Annotated in this window: 12 protein-coding genes; 9 read left to right on the forward strand and 3 right to left on the reverse strand. The window is 59.2% G+C overall.

Annotated elements, in window-relative coordinates:
• The first annotated feature begins 17 nt into the window (after nucleotides 1–17).
• Together JJB09_RS15985 and JJB09_RS15990 are read left to right on the forward strand one after the other, a co-directional pair.
• A complete protein-coding gene (locus JJB09_RS15985; protein WP_201660123.1) occupies nucleotides 18–1,064 on the forward strand; it encodes an ABC transporter substrate-binding protein in 1,047 nt (348 codons plus the stop codon).
• Between the two features lie 77 nt (nucleotides 1,065–1,141).
• On the forward strand, nucleotides 1,142–1,954 hold the full coding sequence (locus JJB09_RS15990; RefSeq protein WP_201660126.1) for an ABC transporter ATP-binding protein: 813 nt from the start codon (nucleotides 1,142–1,144) through the stop codon (nucleotides 1,952–1,954).
• 60 nt (nucleotides 1,955–2,014) lie between these two features.
• Here the strand turns inward: JJB09_RS15990 and JJB09_RS15995 are convergent, their stop codons facing one another.
• Nucleotides 2,015–2,914, reverse strand: a complete 900-nt coding sequence (locus tag JJB09_RS15995) for a LysR family transcriptional regulator (RefSeq protein ID WP_201660129.1) — start codon at nucleotides 2,912–2,914, stop codon at nucleotides 2,015–2,017.
• A 138-nt stretch (nucleotides 2,915–3,052) separates the two neighbouring features.
• Here JJB09_RS15995 and JJB09_RS16000 point away from each other — a divergent pair, with 138 nt between their 5' ends.
• Both JJB09_RS16000 and JJB09_RS16005 read left to right on the forward strand, forming a co-directional pair.
• Nucleotides 3,053–4,498 carry an MFS transporter gene (locus tag JJB09_RS16000; RefSeq protein ID WP_343229040.1) on the forward strand — a complete coding sequence of 482 codons (1,446 nt, stop codon included), beginning with the start codon at nucleotides 3,053–3,055 and terminating at the stop codon, nucleotides 4,496–4,498.
• A 170-nt stretch (nucleotides 4,499–4,668) separates the two neighbouring features.
• Nucleotides 4,669–6,441, forward strand: a complete 1,773-nt coding sequence (locus JJB09_RS16005) for an adenylate/guanylate cyclase domain-containing protein (protein ID WP_201660132.1) — start codon at nucleotides 4,669–4,671, stop codon at nucleotides 6,439–6,441.
• A gap of 96 nt (nucleotides 6,442–6,537) precedes the next feature.
• On the opposite strand, the gene JJB09_RS16010 is transcribed toward JJB09_RS16005, so the two are convergent.
• Nucleotides 6,538–7,416 (reverse strand): helix-turn-helix domain-containing protein, encoded by an 879-nt coding sequence (locus JJB09_RS16010; RefSeq protein ID WP_343229041.1) that lies wholly within the window; start codon nucleotides 7,414–7,416, stop codon nucleotides 6,538–6,540.
• A gap of 164 nt (nucleotides 7,417–7,580) precedes the next feature.
• Here JJB09_RS16010 and JJB09_RS16015 point away from each other — a divergent pair, with 164 nt between their 5' ends.
• The 5 genes from JJB09_RS16015 to JJB09_RS16035 all read left to right on the forward strand — a co-directional run bounded on the left by JJB09_RS16015 (nucleotide 7,581) and on the right by JJB09_RS16035 (nucleotide 13,820).
• The gene (locus JJB09_RS16015; RefSeq protein ID WP_201660135.1) at nucleotides 7,581–8,810 is read left to right on the forward strand and encodes an ABC transporter substrate-binding protein; all 1,230 of its coding nucleotides are present in this window, start codon (nucleotides 7,581–7,583) and stop codon (nucleotides 8,808–8,810) included.
• A gap of 161 nt (nucleotides 8,811–8,971) precedes the next feature.
• Nucleotides 8,972–9,811, forward strand: a complete 840-nt coding sequence (locus JJB09_RS16020; protein ID WP_201660351.1) for a carbohydrate ABC transporter permease — start codon at nucleotides 8,972–8,974, stop codon at nucleotides 9,809–9,811.
• Nucleotide 9,812: 1 nt separating this feature from the next.
• Nucleotides 9,813–10,661, forward strand: coding sequence for a carbohydrate ABC transporter permease (locus JJB09_RS16025; protein WP_201660138.1), 849 nt, complete (start codon nucleotides 9,813–9,815; stop codon nucleotides 10,659–10,661).
• 17 nt (nucleotides 10,662–10,678) lie between these two features.
• Nucleotides 10,679–12,721 (forward strand): aldo/keto reductase, encoded by a 2,043-nt coding sequence (locus JJB09_RS16030; protein ID WP_201660140.1) that lies wholly within the window; start codon nucleotides 10,679–10,681, stop codon nucleotides 12,719–12,721.
• Between the two features lie 34 nt (nucleotides 12,722–12,755).
• Nucleotides 12,756–13,820: an ABC transporter ATP-binding protein gene (locus tag JJB09_RS16035; RefSeq protein WP_201660143.1), complete on the forward strand. Its 1,065-nt coding sequence runs from the start codon at nucleotides 12,756–12,758 to the stop codon at nucleotides 13,818–13,820.
• Between the two features lie 275 nt (nucleotides 13,821–14,095).
• Here the strand turns inward: JJB09_RS16035 and JJB09_RS16040 are convergent, their stop codons facing one another.
• Entirely contained in the window at nucleotides 14,096–15,427 is a 1,332-nt protein-coding gene (locus tag JJB09_RS16040; RefSeq protein ID WP_201660146.1) for a calcium-binding protein, read from the reverse strand.
• Nucleotides 15,428–15,486: the final 59 nt, after the last annotated feature.

A 15,486-nucleotide genomic window follows, 5' to 3' on the forward strand; every position in this document is an offset into this window, starting at 1 on the left:
ACCAAGGAGATGAATAAATGAAATTCAACGTCACGAAAATCCGGGCGACCCTGGCAACGGTCTCCGTCGCCGTCATGCTATCCACATCTGGCCTTGCCCAGGCCGCGGAACTGCAAACCGCCAAGATCTTCTATCCCGGAGCTTTCGGCTGGGCTGGGGGCTTCGAACTTGTCGAAGTTGCCGATGCCAAGGGCTTCTTCAAGAAGCACGGCATCGACGCACAATTGACCACATTGCCGTGGGATCAGTACACCGTCGCACTTGATAGCGGTGCCATCGATTTTGCGCCCTATGCGGATTATGCCTACTTCATCAATGTCTACGACAAGGGCGTCAAAGCCAAGGAGGTCGTGTCCTCGACGCTACCTTTCGATCCGCGCAATGCTGGAGATGCGCTTGTCGTCGACGCAAGTGGCCCAATCAAGAGTGGCGAGGACTTGAAGGGCAAGAAAATCGGCACAGTCAATCCGAGTTTTTCGGGCGTTTGGTTCGTGCTGGATTGGTTGGGAAAGAAGGGGATAACCAAGGACGACGTGACAATCGTTACCATTCCTCAGGCGCAGCTCGAGCAGGTGCTGAAACAGGGTGGCGTCGATGCCATCATTGCCTATTCGCCGTTGGATGCCGAACTTCGCCGCCGCAAGGATGAAGGGTTTCGCGAGTTGTTCCAATGGACCGACGTTGCCGGCAGGCCGGTACTGCGCGGCGGCACAATGGCGTCCGAAAAGACCATTGCGGAACGGCCTGATCTGGTGAAGGGTTACGTAGCGGCCATCGCAGAAGCTGCGGACTGGGCGAATGGGCATCCGGCTGATGTCGTCAAGCTCGGCATTGAGCGCGGCCGTATTGCCGCCGATCTCGCTCCCTACATCTATACCCGTGACGGCAAGGGTGACTACAGCACGCTTTCATGGTCGACGCATGGCCTGAATAAAGAGGCAGATATTGCTTTCTGGCTTGATGTGGTCGAACGCGCCGGCATCGTGCCGAAGGGCAGGCACAAGCCTTCGGATTTCTATACCAACGAGTTCAATCCCCACGCCGACAAGACAGCGTCGAACTGAAGCCAGTTGAAGAGGAGCCGCGTCCGGCAGCCTGGACGCGGTCCCGTCTCTTAACGATCCACGCGAAAGATCCTCCCATGAGCAGCGCCATCAGCATTCAGAATGTCGGTAAGACCTTCACGGTCGCCGGCGGCCCGGAAAACCACGGTAAGCCGCAAACCTTCACGGCGCTTGCCGATATCAATCTGGACGTCAGGGCCGGTGAGTTCGTTTCTGTCGTCGGGCCCAGTGGCTGTGGCAAATCCACTCTGCTGGATCTACTTGGTGGGCTTGCGACCCCCTCGTCCGGAAAAATCCTGATCGACGGCCAGCCGATCAAGGGGCCGGCGCTCGATCGTGGCATCGTCTTTCAGCAGTACGCGCTCTTTCCGTGGAAATCGGCGCTCAAGAACATTGAATTCGGCCTGGAGATCAAAGGCGTCGCGAAGACCGAGCGCAGTCGCATCGCGCTGCATTTTCTCGACATGGTCGGCTTGTCGGAATTTGCCGACCGCTATCCGCACGAACTGTCCGGTGGCATGAAGCAGCGCGTCGCGATTGCCCGCAGCCTGGCCTACGATCCCGGGGTACTGCTGATGGACGAACCGTTCGCCGCGCTCGACGCCCAAACCCGCGAAACCTTGCAGGAGGAGCTACTGCGGATCTGGGAGCGGTCTGGCAAGACCATTATCTTCATCACCCATGGCATCGAGGAAGCGATCTACCTCGGCCAGCGCGTTGCGGTCATGTCGGCCAAGCCTGGGCGGATCAAGGCAATCCTAGACATTCCTTTCAAATCTAGGACCAGTGAGAACGATCTGCGCTCGACACCGGAATTTGCGGCATTGCGCCATCAGGTCTGGGGTCTCTTGCACAGTGGCGCAGCCCAGCATGCCGCCAGGGCCGCATGAGACCTGCAAAGGCTTCTCCGTTTTCGTCATGAACACCGTCGCGCCATTGGCGCCGATCTCTTAACCTCGGCTGCGCGAACAGACCTCTCGAAGGCACTCTCGCAGCCATCGATGGCCCGGATCTGCGTCCAGCCGGGGATGCCAGAGCATCGACACCGTGAACTCCGGCATCGGAAATGGCAGCGCAAAGCTATGCATGCCAGCGCGGAGGTGTTGGGTATGCTTTTCGGCCACGGTAGCGACAAGGTCGGTAGAGCGGCAAAGAGAAAGGGCGGTTGAATAGCCATCGACGATCGTTGCAACGTCGCGCTCCAATCCAAGGTGCAAAAGAGCTTCGTCGATTGGACCCTTTGCAAGGCCGCGCCGCGAGACTGACACATGCCTGTTCGCGGCGTACAGCGGGGCTGTGATCTCACTGTCAGCCAACGGGTGCGTAGCGCGTATGACCCCGATGAACCTATCGCGGAACAGGGCCTGGGAACGCACCTCCGGACTTGTCGCCTTGCCGACAACACCGGTTTCGAGATCGACCGTACCTTCGCGCAAGGGAGCACTGTCCTTGTTTGGCTTCTGCACAAAGCGAAGCTGGACGCCTGGGGCTTCCTTCTGGATGCGGGCAATCAGGCTCGGGCCGAAGTTTTCAACGAACCCATCACTGGTACGCAGTGTAAACGTCCGCACGAGACGACCGAGGTCAAGTCTTTCTGCTGGACGCAGGACCGCCTCGGCCTCGTCCACAATCCTGCCGACCCGCTCGCGCAGCTCAATGGCCCGCGGTGTCGGAACGAGTCCGCGACCAGCCCTTACCAACAATGGATCACCTGTCGTCTCGCGCAGCCGGGCCAGTGCCCGGCTCATGGCGGATGGGCTTAACCGCAGTCGGTAGGCGGCACGCGCCACGCTGCCTTCTGCAAGCAGGACATCGAGGGTGAAGAGCAGGTTGAGATCGGGTTTGGACATGCGTCTTCATAGCACGCATATCGAATGATGTGGCGTCTAACGCACGAATACAATGCAAACGATGCGTATTCCGCCATCTATTGCGAGGGACTACGCTTCTTGCAGCCTCATATCAGGGGCGATTTGAAAGGAAGCATCGTGACGGAAGTGGCTACGGACCAGCAAGGCAATGGAGGTACACCGCTAAGTCCAACAGCGCGTTGGGCGCTATCGGCGCTGTCGATCTCGATGTTTCTGTCATCACTCGGCACAAGCATAGCCAATGTTGGATTGCCCACGCTGGCCGAAGCGTTCGATGCCTCGTTCCAGCAGGTACAGTGGGCTGTTCTGGCCTATCTTCTGTCCATCACCACGCTGATCGTCAGCGTTGGCCGGCTGGGCGATATGATTGGCCGGCGACGGCTGCTGCTTGCCGGGATAGGCCTCTTCACCGCCGCATCGGTCGCCGCAGGGGTTGCACCTGCATTGTGGGTGCTTGTTGCCGCCAGGGCCATGCAAGGGGCGGGTGCAGCCATCATGATGGCAATGACAATGGCCTTTGTGGGTGAGATCGTCCCGAAGGCGAAGACAGGGACCGCAATGGGGCTTCTCGGAACCATGTCTGCGATTGGCACGGCCGTTGGCCCATCCCTGGGCGGGCTACTGATCGCCAGCTGCGGTTGGCGGGCAATCTTTCTTGTCAATCTTCCGCTCGGAATCCTGGCATTTTTCCTGGCTCTGACAAAACTGCCGAACGACGGCTTGCCGAACAAGGGGCGAACCAGCTTCGACACCGCCGGCACGCTCCTGCTTGCTCTTACACTCGCCGCATATGCACTGGCCATGACCACGGGCGGGGGCAGCTTCGGACCACAGAACATGGCCCTGCTTGTGGCCGCCGCCGTTGGTCTAGCCACCTTTGTATTTGTCGAGATGCGAGTGGCGTCGCCTTTGATCCGCCTGGCGATGCTGCGCGAGACGAGCCTGATCGTGGGCCTGGCGACAAGCACAATGGTCTCCACCGTGATGATGGCGACTTTGGTGGTGGGTCCCTTTTACCTTGTCCGTGGCCTCAGCCTCGATGCCGCCGCCGCTGGGCTCGTCTTGTCGGTTGGCCCGTTTGTCGCCGCGCTGACTGCCGTCCCGGCCGGCCGCATTGCCGATCGCCTCGGCGCACAAAGGGTGCTGGTGGCAGGCCTCATCTTCGTGTTGATAGGCTGCCTGTTTCTCTCGATTTTGCCAGAGACGCTCGGCGTTCCCGGCTACGTTGTACCCATCTCCGTCATCACGTTCGGCTATTCGCTTTTTCAAACCGCCAACAACACATCTGTCATGAGCGACGTTCGGGCGGATCAACGTGGCGTGGTTTCCGGATTGCTCAATCTGTCTCGTAATCTGGGACTGGTCACCGGCGCGTCCGTGATGGGCGCTGTCTTCTCGTTTGCCTCGGGTGGAGCAGACGTAACGACTGCCACGGCGGTGGTCGTGGCACCGGCCATGCGTACAACATTCACAATCGCGACGGCGCTTATTTCAGTGGCGCTCGCAATTGCGGTCGCAGGGCATACATTCGTGACAATGCGCTCCGCTCGCGACGTTTCCTGAGGACCAACGCCGTCCATCTTCCAAGCTGCGCCTCCCTTTCAAATGGGCGGCGCAATCGGCATAAATAAGTAAAATCTAAATTAAATAGGCGATTGCATGGGGGTGCGCTAGAATGAGCCGGATCGCTGGTATCCCAGCCCTGGGATGGCGCATGCTTTGTTGGAAAACCGATGAAACAGAGACTTGCCGCAGTGCTGGCGGCAGATATGGCAGGCTATAGTCGGCTGATGGAGGCCGATGAAGCAGGTACGCTCGCCCGCCTCAGAACGCACCGTATTGAGTTGATCGATCCCGCCATCGCAAAGAACGAGGGCCGGATCATCAAAACGACGGGTGACGGTATGCTGGTCGAATTCCAGAGCGTGACCGACGCCGTGAAATGCGCCGTGGAAATCCAGCAGCGCATGAAAAGGCGCAATTCGGATGTGCCTCAGGATCGGCGGATCGAATTCAGGATCGGCGTCAATCTCGGCGATATCATTTTCGACGACGGTGACATCTTCGGCGATGGCGTCAATATCGCCGCTCGCGTCGAACAATTGGCCGATGTGGGGGGCATATGCATCACCGCCGCGGTGGCAACGCAGATTGCGGATCGTCTCGAAGTCCCCATAGAGCATCTGGGCGAGAAGATGCTGAAGAACATCAGTCGTCCCGTCCATCTTTATAGGGTTGGGCTCGAGGAGGCCGTGCTGCAGCCTGCGTCGGAAGGCAAGGATACGAAGCGGGCCGTTTCGAAACCCACAATCGTCGTCCTGCCGTTCGACAATATGAGCGGCGATCCTGAGCAGGAGTTTTTCGCCGATGGCTTGACCGAAGACATTATCACCGCACTGTCCCGCCGCCACGAGCTCTTCGTCATCTCGCGCAACTCCAGCTTCGTCTACAAGAACCAGCCCGTGAACGTGCGTGAGGTCGCCGAGAAGCTGGGGGCTCAGTATCTGGTGGAAGGCAGCGTCCGAAAAAACGCAGACAGGGTGCGTGTCACGGTCCAGCTCATCGACGCGATCAATGATGCCCATATCTGGGCGGACAAGTACGACCGAAAACTGGACGACATTTTTGCCATTCAAGATGAGGTAACGGCGGCGATTGCAGCCACGCTGCCCGGGCGCGTCGAGGCGGCCCAGCGAGATCAGCTGGCTCGCACCAAGCCTGCGAACATGGCCGCATATGAGTGTGCGCTCGCAGCCAAGGTGCTGCACCACCGAGGCACTGTCGCCGACAACGAGCAGGCTCAGACCCTGATAGAGCGGGCCGTCGCGCTCGACCCCGGATATGCTCACGCCCACGCCTGGCGGGCGTGCATCCTCGGGCAAGCGTGGGTCCATGGCTGGTGCGAAGACAAAGACACCGTCTGGTCCAATATTGTTGCCGAGCTGGAACGGGCGCTAGCGCTCGACGACAATGACGCCGACGTCCATCGTATTCTTGCGGCCGTGAACGTGAACAACAACGAACTGACGACGGCGCGCTATCACCAGGAGCGTGCCCTTTCCCTCAATCCCAATTACGACCTGGTGGTGGTCCAGCAGGGCGAGCTGTTGACGTGGCTTGGGCGACCGGACGAGGGGGTTGAGTGGATTCGCAAGGCAATGCGGCTCAACCCGCATCATCCCGAACGGTTTTGGAGCCATCTCGGAAAAGCCTATTTCGCCGCGCGGCAGTATGGCGATGCGATCGAGGCTTTCATGCACCTTTCGGCAATGGACGACGTCCAGCATGCTTTCGCCGCGGCCTGCTATGGCTGGCTAGGCGACGACATTGCTGCAGCTGCGCATATCAAGAAGGTCAAAGCACTCAATCCCGATTTTGACATCGAAGTCTTCCTCGCCACGCTGCACTATGCAAAGGAGTCCGACGCGCAGCACATCCGTGAAGGGCTTGTCAAAGCTGGCGCGGGCGACTGCTTGGCAGAAACGAACGACCTCGCCGCACAATAAGGTCTCCACTTCCGCTTCGTCATGAACGGATATGCGATCGTAGTGCTTTCGCAAGGAGAAGGCTTTCGCGACGCTCTAGGAATGCGACGGAAGGCCCTACGCCAGGGCCCGGCCGGAGCGACCGCGCCGAAAATCTGATGGCGAAACGCCAGCTAAGCGGCGAAAGGACTTGCTAAAAGCGCTCAATGAGCCGAAACCGCTGTCCATCGCGATATTCAGCACACTCGCGTCATCCTCCATCAGCAGCGCCTGTGCATAGCTCAACCGCAGCAGGTTGACGTAGGCGTTCAGCGTCATTCCGGTCGTTCGGCGAAATGCGTTCATCGCGTATTTGGGGTGCAGACCGACCTTGGCGGCAATATCCGTTGCACCGATCTCATCGCGAAAGTTTGCGGCGATGTAGCCGCACATGGCCTGGACTACGCGTGATGACTGGCTGTGCAACGCACTGACATTTTGTTCAGCGGCCAGTTTTCCGGCGACCATACGATAGGAGTCAAACCGCACCCGATCGAGTCGCAGCAGCAACTCGTCCACGGCGTGCTGCGATTTCATTGCATCCTTCGAGCCCACATAATCGAACCAGCGGGGAAAATTCTCGTAGTCCGCCGCTCCCGTTACGCGCGACACCAGGGTGGCGCCCCCCATCAGGCGATGAGGCACATCGGGTGGTAGCTGCAGCCGGAAGAAATAGACCAAAGGCAAATGGGCTCCGGCGTAAAGCGCATCCTCACTGCTCCAGTCCATCTGGTGCGGCAGCCCACCCCAAAACAGCGCCAAGTCCCCCTCCGAAAGGGATACGTCGTGACCAGCCATCCGATAGCGAACCGAACCGCGCATGATGAAGTTGACCTCGACCTGCGCATGCCAGTGTGGAGAAGCCATCGCGACTGGATGGCGGTGGAACATGTGCAGCACCGTCGGTGTCGATTCAATCGTGCTGGCGCGGGGGCGCCAGCGAATTATTTCCGGAATCTTACTTTCGGACAACTCGACCTTCCCTTCCTGTGAGACACGGCCTTTGGGATGGATAACCTATCAATGCACGAACCGTGCGCAACGGGGAAAACACAACCAGCGTCGAGAATCGAAAAACTGCGCGCGAAACAACGACAACGTCATGGGAGGACGGCTTCAAGATGGGAATCTCATACACTGCAACACTGGGTGCTGCCGCGATCATGCTTGCGACCAACGTATCGGCGGGCGAGATTGTCTTCAATTCGGACATGTCTTGGCCGCAGTCCAAAAAAGCGCTCGAGCGTATCGTCGATGGCTTTCAGAAGGCCAATCCAGGTATCACGGTAAAGGTCAACTACTTCGACAACGAAGGATATAAATCCGCGATCCGGAACTTCCTGACCGCCGATGCGCCCGATCTCGTCAACTGGTTCGCAGGCAATCGCATGGCGCCCTTCGTCAAGGCGGGGCTGTTCGAGCCGGTCGATGATGTCTGGGCAGCCAACGGGCTCGACGAATCCCTGAAATCCGCTGCTTCGTCGATGACCATGGATGGCAAGAAATGGGGTGTTCCCTACACCTACTACCAGTGGGGCATCTACTACAGGAAGGACATCTTCGCGGAACACGGCCTGACGCCGCCGAAGACCTGGGACGAATTGATCGCCGCTTGCGAGAAACTCAACGCGGCGGGGATCAAGCCCTTCGCCATCGGCACCAAGGCGCTCTGGCCTGCAGCTGGCTGGTTCGACTATCTCGACCTGCGCGTCAACGGCTACGAATTCCATATGGATCTCACAAGCGGCCGCGCGTCCTATACCGACCCGAAGGTCAAGGCTGTGTTCGACAAGTGGGCGGAGCTGGTGAAGCCGGGATACTTCATCGACAACCACGCCGCCCTCGACTGGCAGGACGCCATCCCGCTGATCGTGCAGGGCAAGGCGGCGATGTACCTGATGGGCAATTTCGCCGTGGCAAACATGAAAGAAGGCGGGTTGACCGAGGATCAGCTCGGATATCTGCCATTCCCCGAAATGACGCCCGGCGTACCACGCGCCGAAGACGCACCGACCAATACGATCCATATTCCGGCCGCCGCCAAGAACAAGGAGGACGCGAAGAAGTTCCTCGCTTACCTCGCGCAGCCGGAAGTGCAGGCGGAGGCCAACGTTATCCTCGGTCAGCTCCCCGTAAACAGCAAATCCAAGCGTCCTGACGATGTCTACCTGCAGGCCGGCTTCGAATTGCTTTCCTCGGCGCATGGCCTGGCCCAGTTCTACGACCGTGACGCGCCCGCCGATATGGCCAAGGTCGGCATGGAAGGCTTCCAGGAGTTCATGGTCAAGCCGGATCGGATCGACGGCATTCTGGCTAATCTCGAGAAAATGCGCGGGCGTGCCTACAAGTAATGTCCTCCCAAGCGCAGGGGAGCGGCCAAGCGGTCGCTCCCTTTCTCACTCCATGACCTGATGCAGCCGCGGATGAAAACGTGACCGACAAGACTTTGGGCGCATTGCCTCAATCGCGCTGGTGGAAAAGAAGCCAGCGCAAGCTGGCGCCATGGATTTTCATGGCACCTGCATGCATCGTCTTCGCGGTCTATGTGATCGCGCCTATCTTCCAGTCCATCTGGATCTCTTTCTACGATTGGGACGGGATCGGGGTCAGCACGTGGGTCGGGCTCGGCAACTATGCCGAACTGTTCCACGACGATACTTTCTACACGGCGATCGGAAACAACCTGATCTGGCTCGTCCTGTATTTCCTGGCGTTGCCCGCCGGCCTGCTCCTGGCAATCTTCCTTAACCAGACGGTGACGGGCGTCCGTCTCTATAAGTCGCTGTTCTTCTTTCCATTCGTCATCAGCCAAGTCGTCGTCGGCCTGATCTTTTCCTGGTTCTACGCGCCTGATTTCGGTCTGCTATACCGGCTTATTCGCACACTCACCGGTGCCGAGGTCGCGATCCTGGCCGACGAGCGCTACGTCACCTATGGGATCATCGCAGCCGGGCTCTGGCCGCAGATCGCCTATTGCATGATCCTCTACCTTGCCGCCCTGAATACGGTGTCGAAAGAACAGATCGAGGCAGCGCGCATCGATGGAGCGAAGGGCTGGCGGATGCTCTTGCACATTGTGCTGCCGCAATTGATGCCGGCGACCTTTATCGCGATCGTCGTCACCATCATCGGCGCGCTGCGTTCCTTCGACTTGATTTCCATCATGACGAAAGGCGGTCCCTACGGCACCAGCACGGTGCTGTCCTACTTCATGTACGAGCAGGCGCTCTCGGAATACGGCTTCCGCATGGGGTACGGCGCGGCAATCGCTGTCGTCTTGTTCCTGATGATGATGGCGCTCATCTCGGGCTTCGTGTGGCGCATGATGCGCGACGGCAAAGTGGGGCACTAGAATGTTTCCGACACCTGTCCAGCGTCGTTCCGCCTTCGCCCAATGGCGTTATGCGATCGTGGTTCCCGTAACGCTCGTCATTTGGCTCCTGCCACTGATCGGCGTCGCGGTCACCTCACTGAAGCCGGCCGGCGACCTTGCCGCCGGGAATTACTTCGGTCTCCCTTCTCATCTGGCTTTCGAGAACTACGCGGCCGTCTTCCACAACTCGCCGATCGGTCAATACATACTCAATTCCTTCAAGGTGACGATCCCCTCGGTCGTCGGTGCACTCTGCCTGTCGCTGCTCGCCGGTTTCGCGCTCGCAGTCTATGATTTCAGGTCGCGGCTGTTGATATTCTTCCTTTTTGTCGCGGGCAATTTCGTGCCGTTCCAGATCCTGATGGTGCCGGTGCGCGACCTGACGCTGAAACTCGGCATGTATGACACGATCGGCGGGCTGATTGCCTTTCACGTGGCCTTTCAGACCGGTTTCTGCACCCTCTTCATGCGCAATTTCATCAAGGCGCTGCCAGTCGAGTTGATCGAGTCGGCACGCGTGGAGGGCGTTTCGGAGTTCCGTATCTTCTGGCACATCGTGCTGCCGTTGATGCGCCCTGCGATCGCGGCACTTGCGGTGCTCGTCTTCACCTTCGTCTGGAACGACTATTTCTGGGGCCTGGTGCTCGCCCAGGGCAGCCACGCCTTGCCGGTGACCGTGGGACTCTACTCGCTCAACGGGCAATGGGTTGCGGTGTGGAACCTGATTTCGGCCGCCTCTCTCATCGCCGCGCTTCCGCCGGTCATCATGTTCTTTCTCATGCAACGTCATTTCATCGCCGGCCTCACCATGGGCGCGACGAAGGGCTGAATCTGGAGTTCGATATTATGGAAACATCTGAAACGCCGAAGATCCGCTGGGGGATCCTTGGTCCTGGAAACATTGCCAAGGCGTTTACGCAGGGAATCGCGCATTCCCAAACCGGGGAATTGGTTGCGATCGGCACCCGCAACCCCGGCAAGCCCGGATTGGCCGACGTATTCCCAGGTGCACGTATTCTCGAAGGCTACGACGCACTGCTGGCCGACAATACCGTCGATGCCGTTTACATAGCGACCCCGCATCCCACGCATGCGCAGTGGGCCATTAAGGCGCTGGAAGCCGGCAAGCACGTCCTCGTCGAGAAGCCCGTCGGACTGACCGCGTTTGAAGCCGGCGCCATGGTCCATGCCGCCCGCAAGGCCGGCAAGTTCCTCGGGGAAGCCTACATGTACCGGGTCCATCCGCAGACGTTGCGGCTCGTCGAACTGGTCGCAAGCGGCGCCATAGGCGACGTGCGGCTGATCAAGTCCAGTTTCGGCTTTGCCATGCCCGCCGTTTTGCCGGAACACCGCCTCTATTCCAGCGATCTCGCTGGCGGCGGCATCATGGATGTCGGCGGCTATCCGGTCTCGATGGCCAGGCTCATCGCCGGGGCGGCTGTTGGAAAACCCTTTCTCGATCCAGACTCTGTTGTGGGCAGCGCCCATCTCGGTCAAACCGGTGTCGACGAATGGGCATCCGCCATATTGCATTTCGACAACGGCATTGTGGCCGAAGTGTCGTGCTCGGTCTCCGTCGCCCAGGACAATGTGCTGCGCATATTTGGCAGCCAGGGGCGGATCGAGGTCGATGACTTCTGGTTTGCCAGCGGCAAGCAAGGCGGCGTTGGCAACATCAGGATCCTGCGCCCCGATGGCAGTGCGGAGACGGTTTCCGTTGAGGAGAAAGGCTGGCTCTACGCATTCGAGGCAGATGCGGCCGGTTATGCGATACGGGAGGGACGGCAGGAATTCGCCTGGCCCGGAATGAGTTGGGCCGACAGCCTTGGCAATCTGCGTGTCATGGACAAATGGCGCTCGGCCGCAGGGCTGGAATTCAGCATCGAAAAGCCTTCAATGCGCACGACCACGCTTTCCGGGCGCAAGCTGAAGCCGCGCGGCAACCGGATCCCCACGAAGGCGTTGCCCGGTCTGGCGCGCCCGATTTCGAATTTGGCGCTCGGCTTCGAGGATTTCCGGACCTTTTCCTCGGCCAGCATCCTGCTGGATGCCTTTTTCGAGTATGGCGGCAATCTTTTCGATACTGCCTTCCACTACGCCCAGGGCATACCCGAAACGCTGTTCGGTCAGTGGCAGCGCAATCGCGGGGTGCGCGAAGAGATCGTGATCATCGGCAAAGGCGCACACACTCCCTTTTGCACGCCCGACGCCATCGGGAAGCAGCTTTCCGTATCGCTCGACCGCCTGCAGACCGATCATGTCGATGTTTACTTCATGCACAGGGACAATCCGACCGTCCCCGTCGGTGAGTTTGTCGATGCCATGGATGCCGAGTTCAGGGCTGGCCGTATCCGGGGGCCGTTTGGCGGGTCGAACTGGACGCGCGAACGCATGGAAGAAGCCATCGCTTATGCCCACAAGAACGGCAAGCAGGCGCCTGGCGTGCTGTCCAACAACTTTTCGCTGGCCGAGATGCTGGTGCCGCTGTGGGAGGGATGCGTCGCTTCTTCCGATGACGCCTGGAAAGAGTGGTTGACCAGCCGCCAGATGCCGAACTTCGGCTGGTCCAGCCAGGGGCGCGGCTTCTTTACCGATCGTGCCGGCCGCGACAAGCGCGACAATCAAGAACTCGTCCGGTCATGGTATTCCGAAGGAAATTTCATGCGCCGCGATCGCGCCGTCGAACTCGCCCATCGCCTTGGCAAGCACCCGATCCATGTCGCGCTCGCCTATGTTCTTGCGCAACCCTTTCCCTCCTTCCCGCTGATCGGTCCTCGCACACTGGAGGAATTGGACGACAGTCTCGAAGCGCTCGCCATCCCGCTTTCGCCAGAGGATCTCGATTGGCTTGCCCGAGGCGCCGTGGCGCTGGAACACAAGGCAGGATGAAAAATGTCCGTAAACGAGAGACAGGGAGGGTTGCTTGAGCGAGATTGAACTCAGGTCGGTGCGCAAGTCGTTCGGGGCACTGGACATCATTCACGGCATCGACCTTGCAATCGAGCCCGGCGAACTGTGCGTGTTCGTCGGCCCCTCGGGTTGCGGCAAGTCGACCCTGCTTCGCATGATTGCCGGCCTGGAAGACATCACGGACGGTGAAATCCATATCGGCGGAAGGATCGTCAACAAGCTGGATCCGGGCGATCGGGAGATCGCGATGGTCTTCCAGTCCTACGCACTCTATCCGCACATGACCGTGGCGCAAAACATGGGTTTCGGATTGCGGATGTCCGGCGCGCCGAAAACCGAGATTGCCAGGCGTGTCGATGAAGCGGCCGGCATCCTGCAACTCCAGCCGCTGCTGCAGCGCAAACCTGCGCAGCTTTCCGGCGGTCAGCGGCAACGCGTGGCGATTGGCCGCGCGATCGTGCGCAACCCGAAGGCATTTCTGTTCGATGAGCCGCTATCCAATCTCGATGCCGAGCTCCGCGTCCATATGCGTGTCGAGATTGCCAAGCTTCATCAGGCACTCAAGACGACGATGGTCTACGTGACCCACGACCAGGTCGAGGCAATGACGCTGGCCGACAAGATCGTCGTGCTGCGCGCCGGTCGCGTCGAGCAGATCGGTTCTCCGATGGAGCTTTACAACAATCCGGACAACGTCTTCGTGGCGGGCTTTATCGGTTCGCCGAGAATCAATCTGTTGCAGGCACGGGTCGGCGTAAACGGTGTGCTGACGATCGGTGATTGTCGCTTCCAGCCGACGCTCGATGTCAAACTTGCCGAAGGGGAGAAAGTGACGGTCGGCTTGAGGCCGGAGCATTTCGACACAAACGGGAATGCCGAAGCGTCCCTCGCCATGAACGTCGATGTCGTGGAGAACCTCGGTGGGACGTCGATCTGGCACGGAAGTCTTTCGACAGGGGAAAGGCTGCTCATCGAGCGAAAAGGCTTCCGTGAAATGCATCCCGGCGATGGTGTGCAACTTTCCTTTTCGCCCCGCGACGCGCTGATCTTCGACCCCAACGGCGTGCGGTTGCGTTGAGCCTTCATTGCCCCCGAAACAAGCTTGGCTCAAATTTCGTGCCTGTCGGTCTGTTGACGCGAGGAGGGATTTTCACGCTTCAATTGTCACGGAACGTGCCGATAATTCTGAATGCCCTCGTTGAGGAGCCAGTCACAAGGCAAATTCAGGACCGTAAGCGGATCATCCAGGCTGTTGCCCGGGCGCCATAAGGCGCTGCTGCGCGCCGGCCGGGCGATCCTTCAGCACCTTCCCACTCAAAGGGAGCCGAGCGAGCACTTACGTGGCAATGCGATCTAAAGAGCAAAATCCGCGGCAGTAAGGTCAACGCGCCCGCTCAGGTCGATCTGAAAATCGGACACCTTGTCGCCGTCAATATCGCCGGAGATCAAGGTATGCGAGCCGTTTCCGGTCCCCTGCTGATCCCAGGTCAGTTGACCCTTAACGCCGGTGAACCCGTGCCCTTCAGCAGCGACGAACGAAAAGTTGCCCTCGCCGGAGACGCCGCCATTGGCATCTATGCTTGACAGATCTATCTTGTCACTGAGATGGATGAAGTCTGTGATAAGATCTCGGGTCGAGGCGGTCTTGCCCATTTCGGAGACTGAGTCGAACTCGAAATAATCCTTTCCGCCGCCGCCGCTGAGAATGTCAGGGCCTTTGCCGCCGATGAGATTATCGATGCCGGCCCCGCCCACCAGCTCGTCGTTACCATCGCCCCCCGATAGCGTGTCGTTGCCTCCTGCTCCGCGCAGGACGTCATTACCGGCATCACCGAGCACAACGTCGTCACCGGTGCTGCCAACGAAATGATCGTCGCCGACATCGAAAGAGAATATTTCGACTGAGGAATATTCGTCGCCCTTGGCCTCGCCAAGGTTTTTGGTCGGATCGATGAGATTGACCGTGCTCTCTGTGGTGAGCCTGACCGTGTCGGTACCGGCACCACCAATGATGACGTCTGCGCCGGCTCCGCCGTTCAGCACGTCATTTCCATCCTTGCCGAGCAGCGTGTCCTCGCCGTCGCCACCATCGAGATTGTCGTCGCCGGTGCCGCCATTGAGGAAATCGTCGCCATTGGCGCCGGTCAAGGCGTCAGCACCGTCGCCGCCGAGAATGAAGTCATCCCCGTTTCCGCCCCAGGCGAAATCATCTCCGCCATAGGCATGAATGACATCGTCACCGTCAAAACTGAGGAGCTGGTCAGCAATTGCAGTGCCCTGGATATCGTCACTTTCCGACAGCAGCGCGGCGGCGATGGTGGCTGCACTGAAGGCGGAGGCGGGGACGTTAACGTTGAATAGCGAATTGAACATGGATCCGCTTGTCGGCAGCGTGGAAATTTCGATCGAATAGACCTGGGTTGCGGTGGAGGAGCCTTCACCGAAAATGACTTTGTCAAACAGACCTTCCAATTGCCCCGGAAAAGCCTGCGACTGCGTGACATTTTCTCCGCTGAGTTGAGTAAACAGAACAGCGCTGCCGTTGCGCAACTGCACCACCGCCGGGTTAAAGGGATCGTTCTGGCCAGCGCTCAGAATGGACGTTCCCTGCGCTTTTGCGAGATCGAGCGCTTCCAGGATACTCCTCGAAACGCCGCCGACAATGTAGTGCTGAACGATTGCCATGCCTTCTCCTGTCGCTGCGGAATATCGCCGAACAGGCCGAACATAGCCCTCGGCCATCA

It is taken from the genome of Phytoamicus setariae (assembly GCF_016722925.1).
Lineage (GTDB): Bacteria > Pseudomonadota > Alphaproteobacteria > Rhizobiales > Rhizobiaceae > Rhizobium_E > Rhizobium_E setariae.

What these genes read in the sequence shown, in the direction of transcription:
- JJB09_RS16040 (WP_201660146.1), bottom strand. Translation starts at nt 15,427, where the DNA reads ATGGCAATCGTTCAGCACTACATTGTCGGCGGCGTTTCGAGGAGTATC.
- JJB09_RS16030 (WP_201660140.1), top strand. Translation starts at nt 10,679, where the DNA reads ATGGAAACATCTGAAACGCCGAAGATCCGCTGGGGGATCCTTGGTCCT.
- JJB09_RS15990 (WP_201660126.1), top strand. Translation starts at nt 1,142, where the DNA reads ATGAGCAGCGCCATCAGCATTCAGAATGTCGGTAAGACCTTCACGGTC.
- JJB09_RS15985 (WP_201660123.1), top strand. Translation starts at nt 18, where the DNA reads ATGAAATTCAACGTCACGAAAATCCGGGCGACCCTGGCAACGGTCTCC.
- JJB09_RS16020 (WP_201660351.1), top strand. Translation starts at nt 8,972, where the DNA reads ATGGCACCTGCATGCATCGTCTTCGCGGTCTATGTGATCGCGCCTATC.
- JJB09_RS15995 (WP_201660129.1), bottom strand. Translation starts at nt 2,914, where the DNA reads ATGTCCAAACCCGATCTCAACCTGCTCTTCACCCTCGATGTCCTGCTT.
- JJB09_RS16015 (WP_201660135.1), top strand. Translation starts at nt 7,581, where the DNA reads ATGGGAATCTCATACACTGCAACACTGGGTGCTGCCGCGATCATGCTT.
- JJB09_RS16025 (WP_201660138.1), top strand. Translation starts at nt 9,813, where the DNA reads ATGTTTCCGACACCTGTCCAGCGTCGTTCCGCCTTCGCCCAATGGCGT.
- JJB09_RS16005 (WP_201660132.1), top strand. Translation starts at nt 4,669, where the DNA reads ATGAAACAGAGACTTGCCGCAGTGCTGGCGGCAGATATGGCAGGCTAT.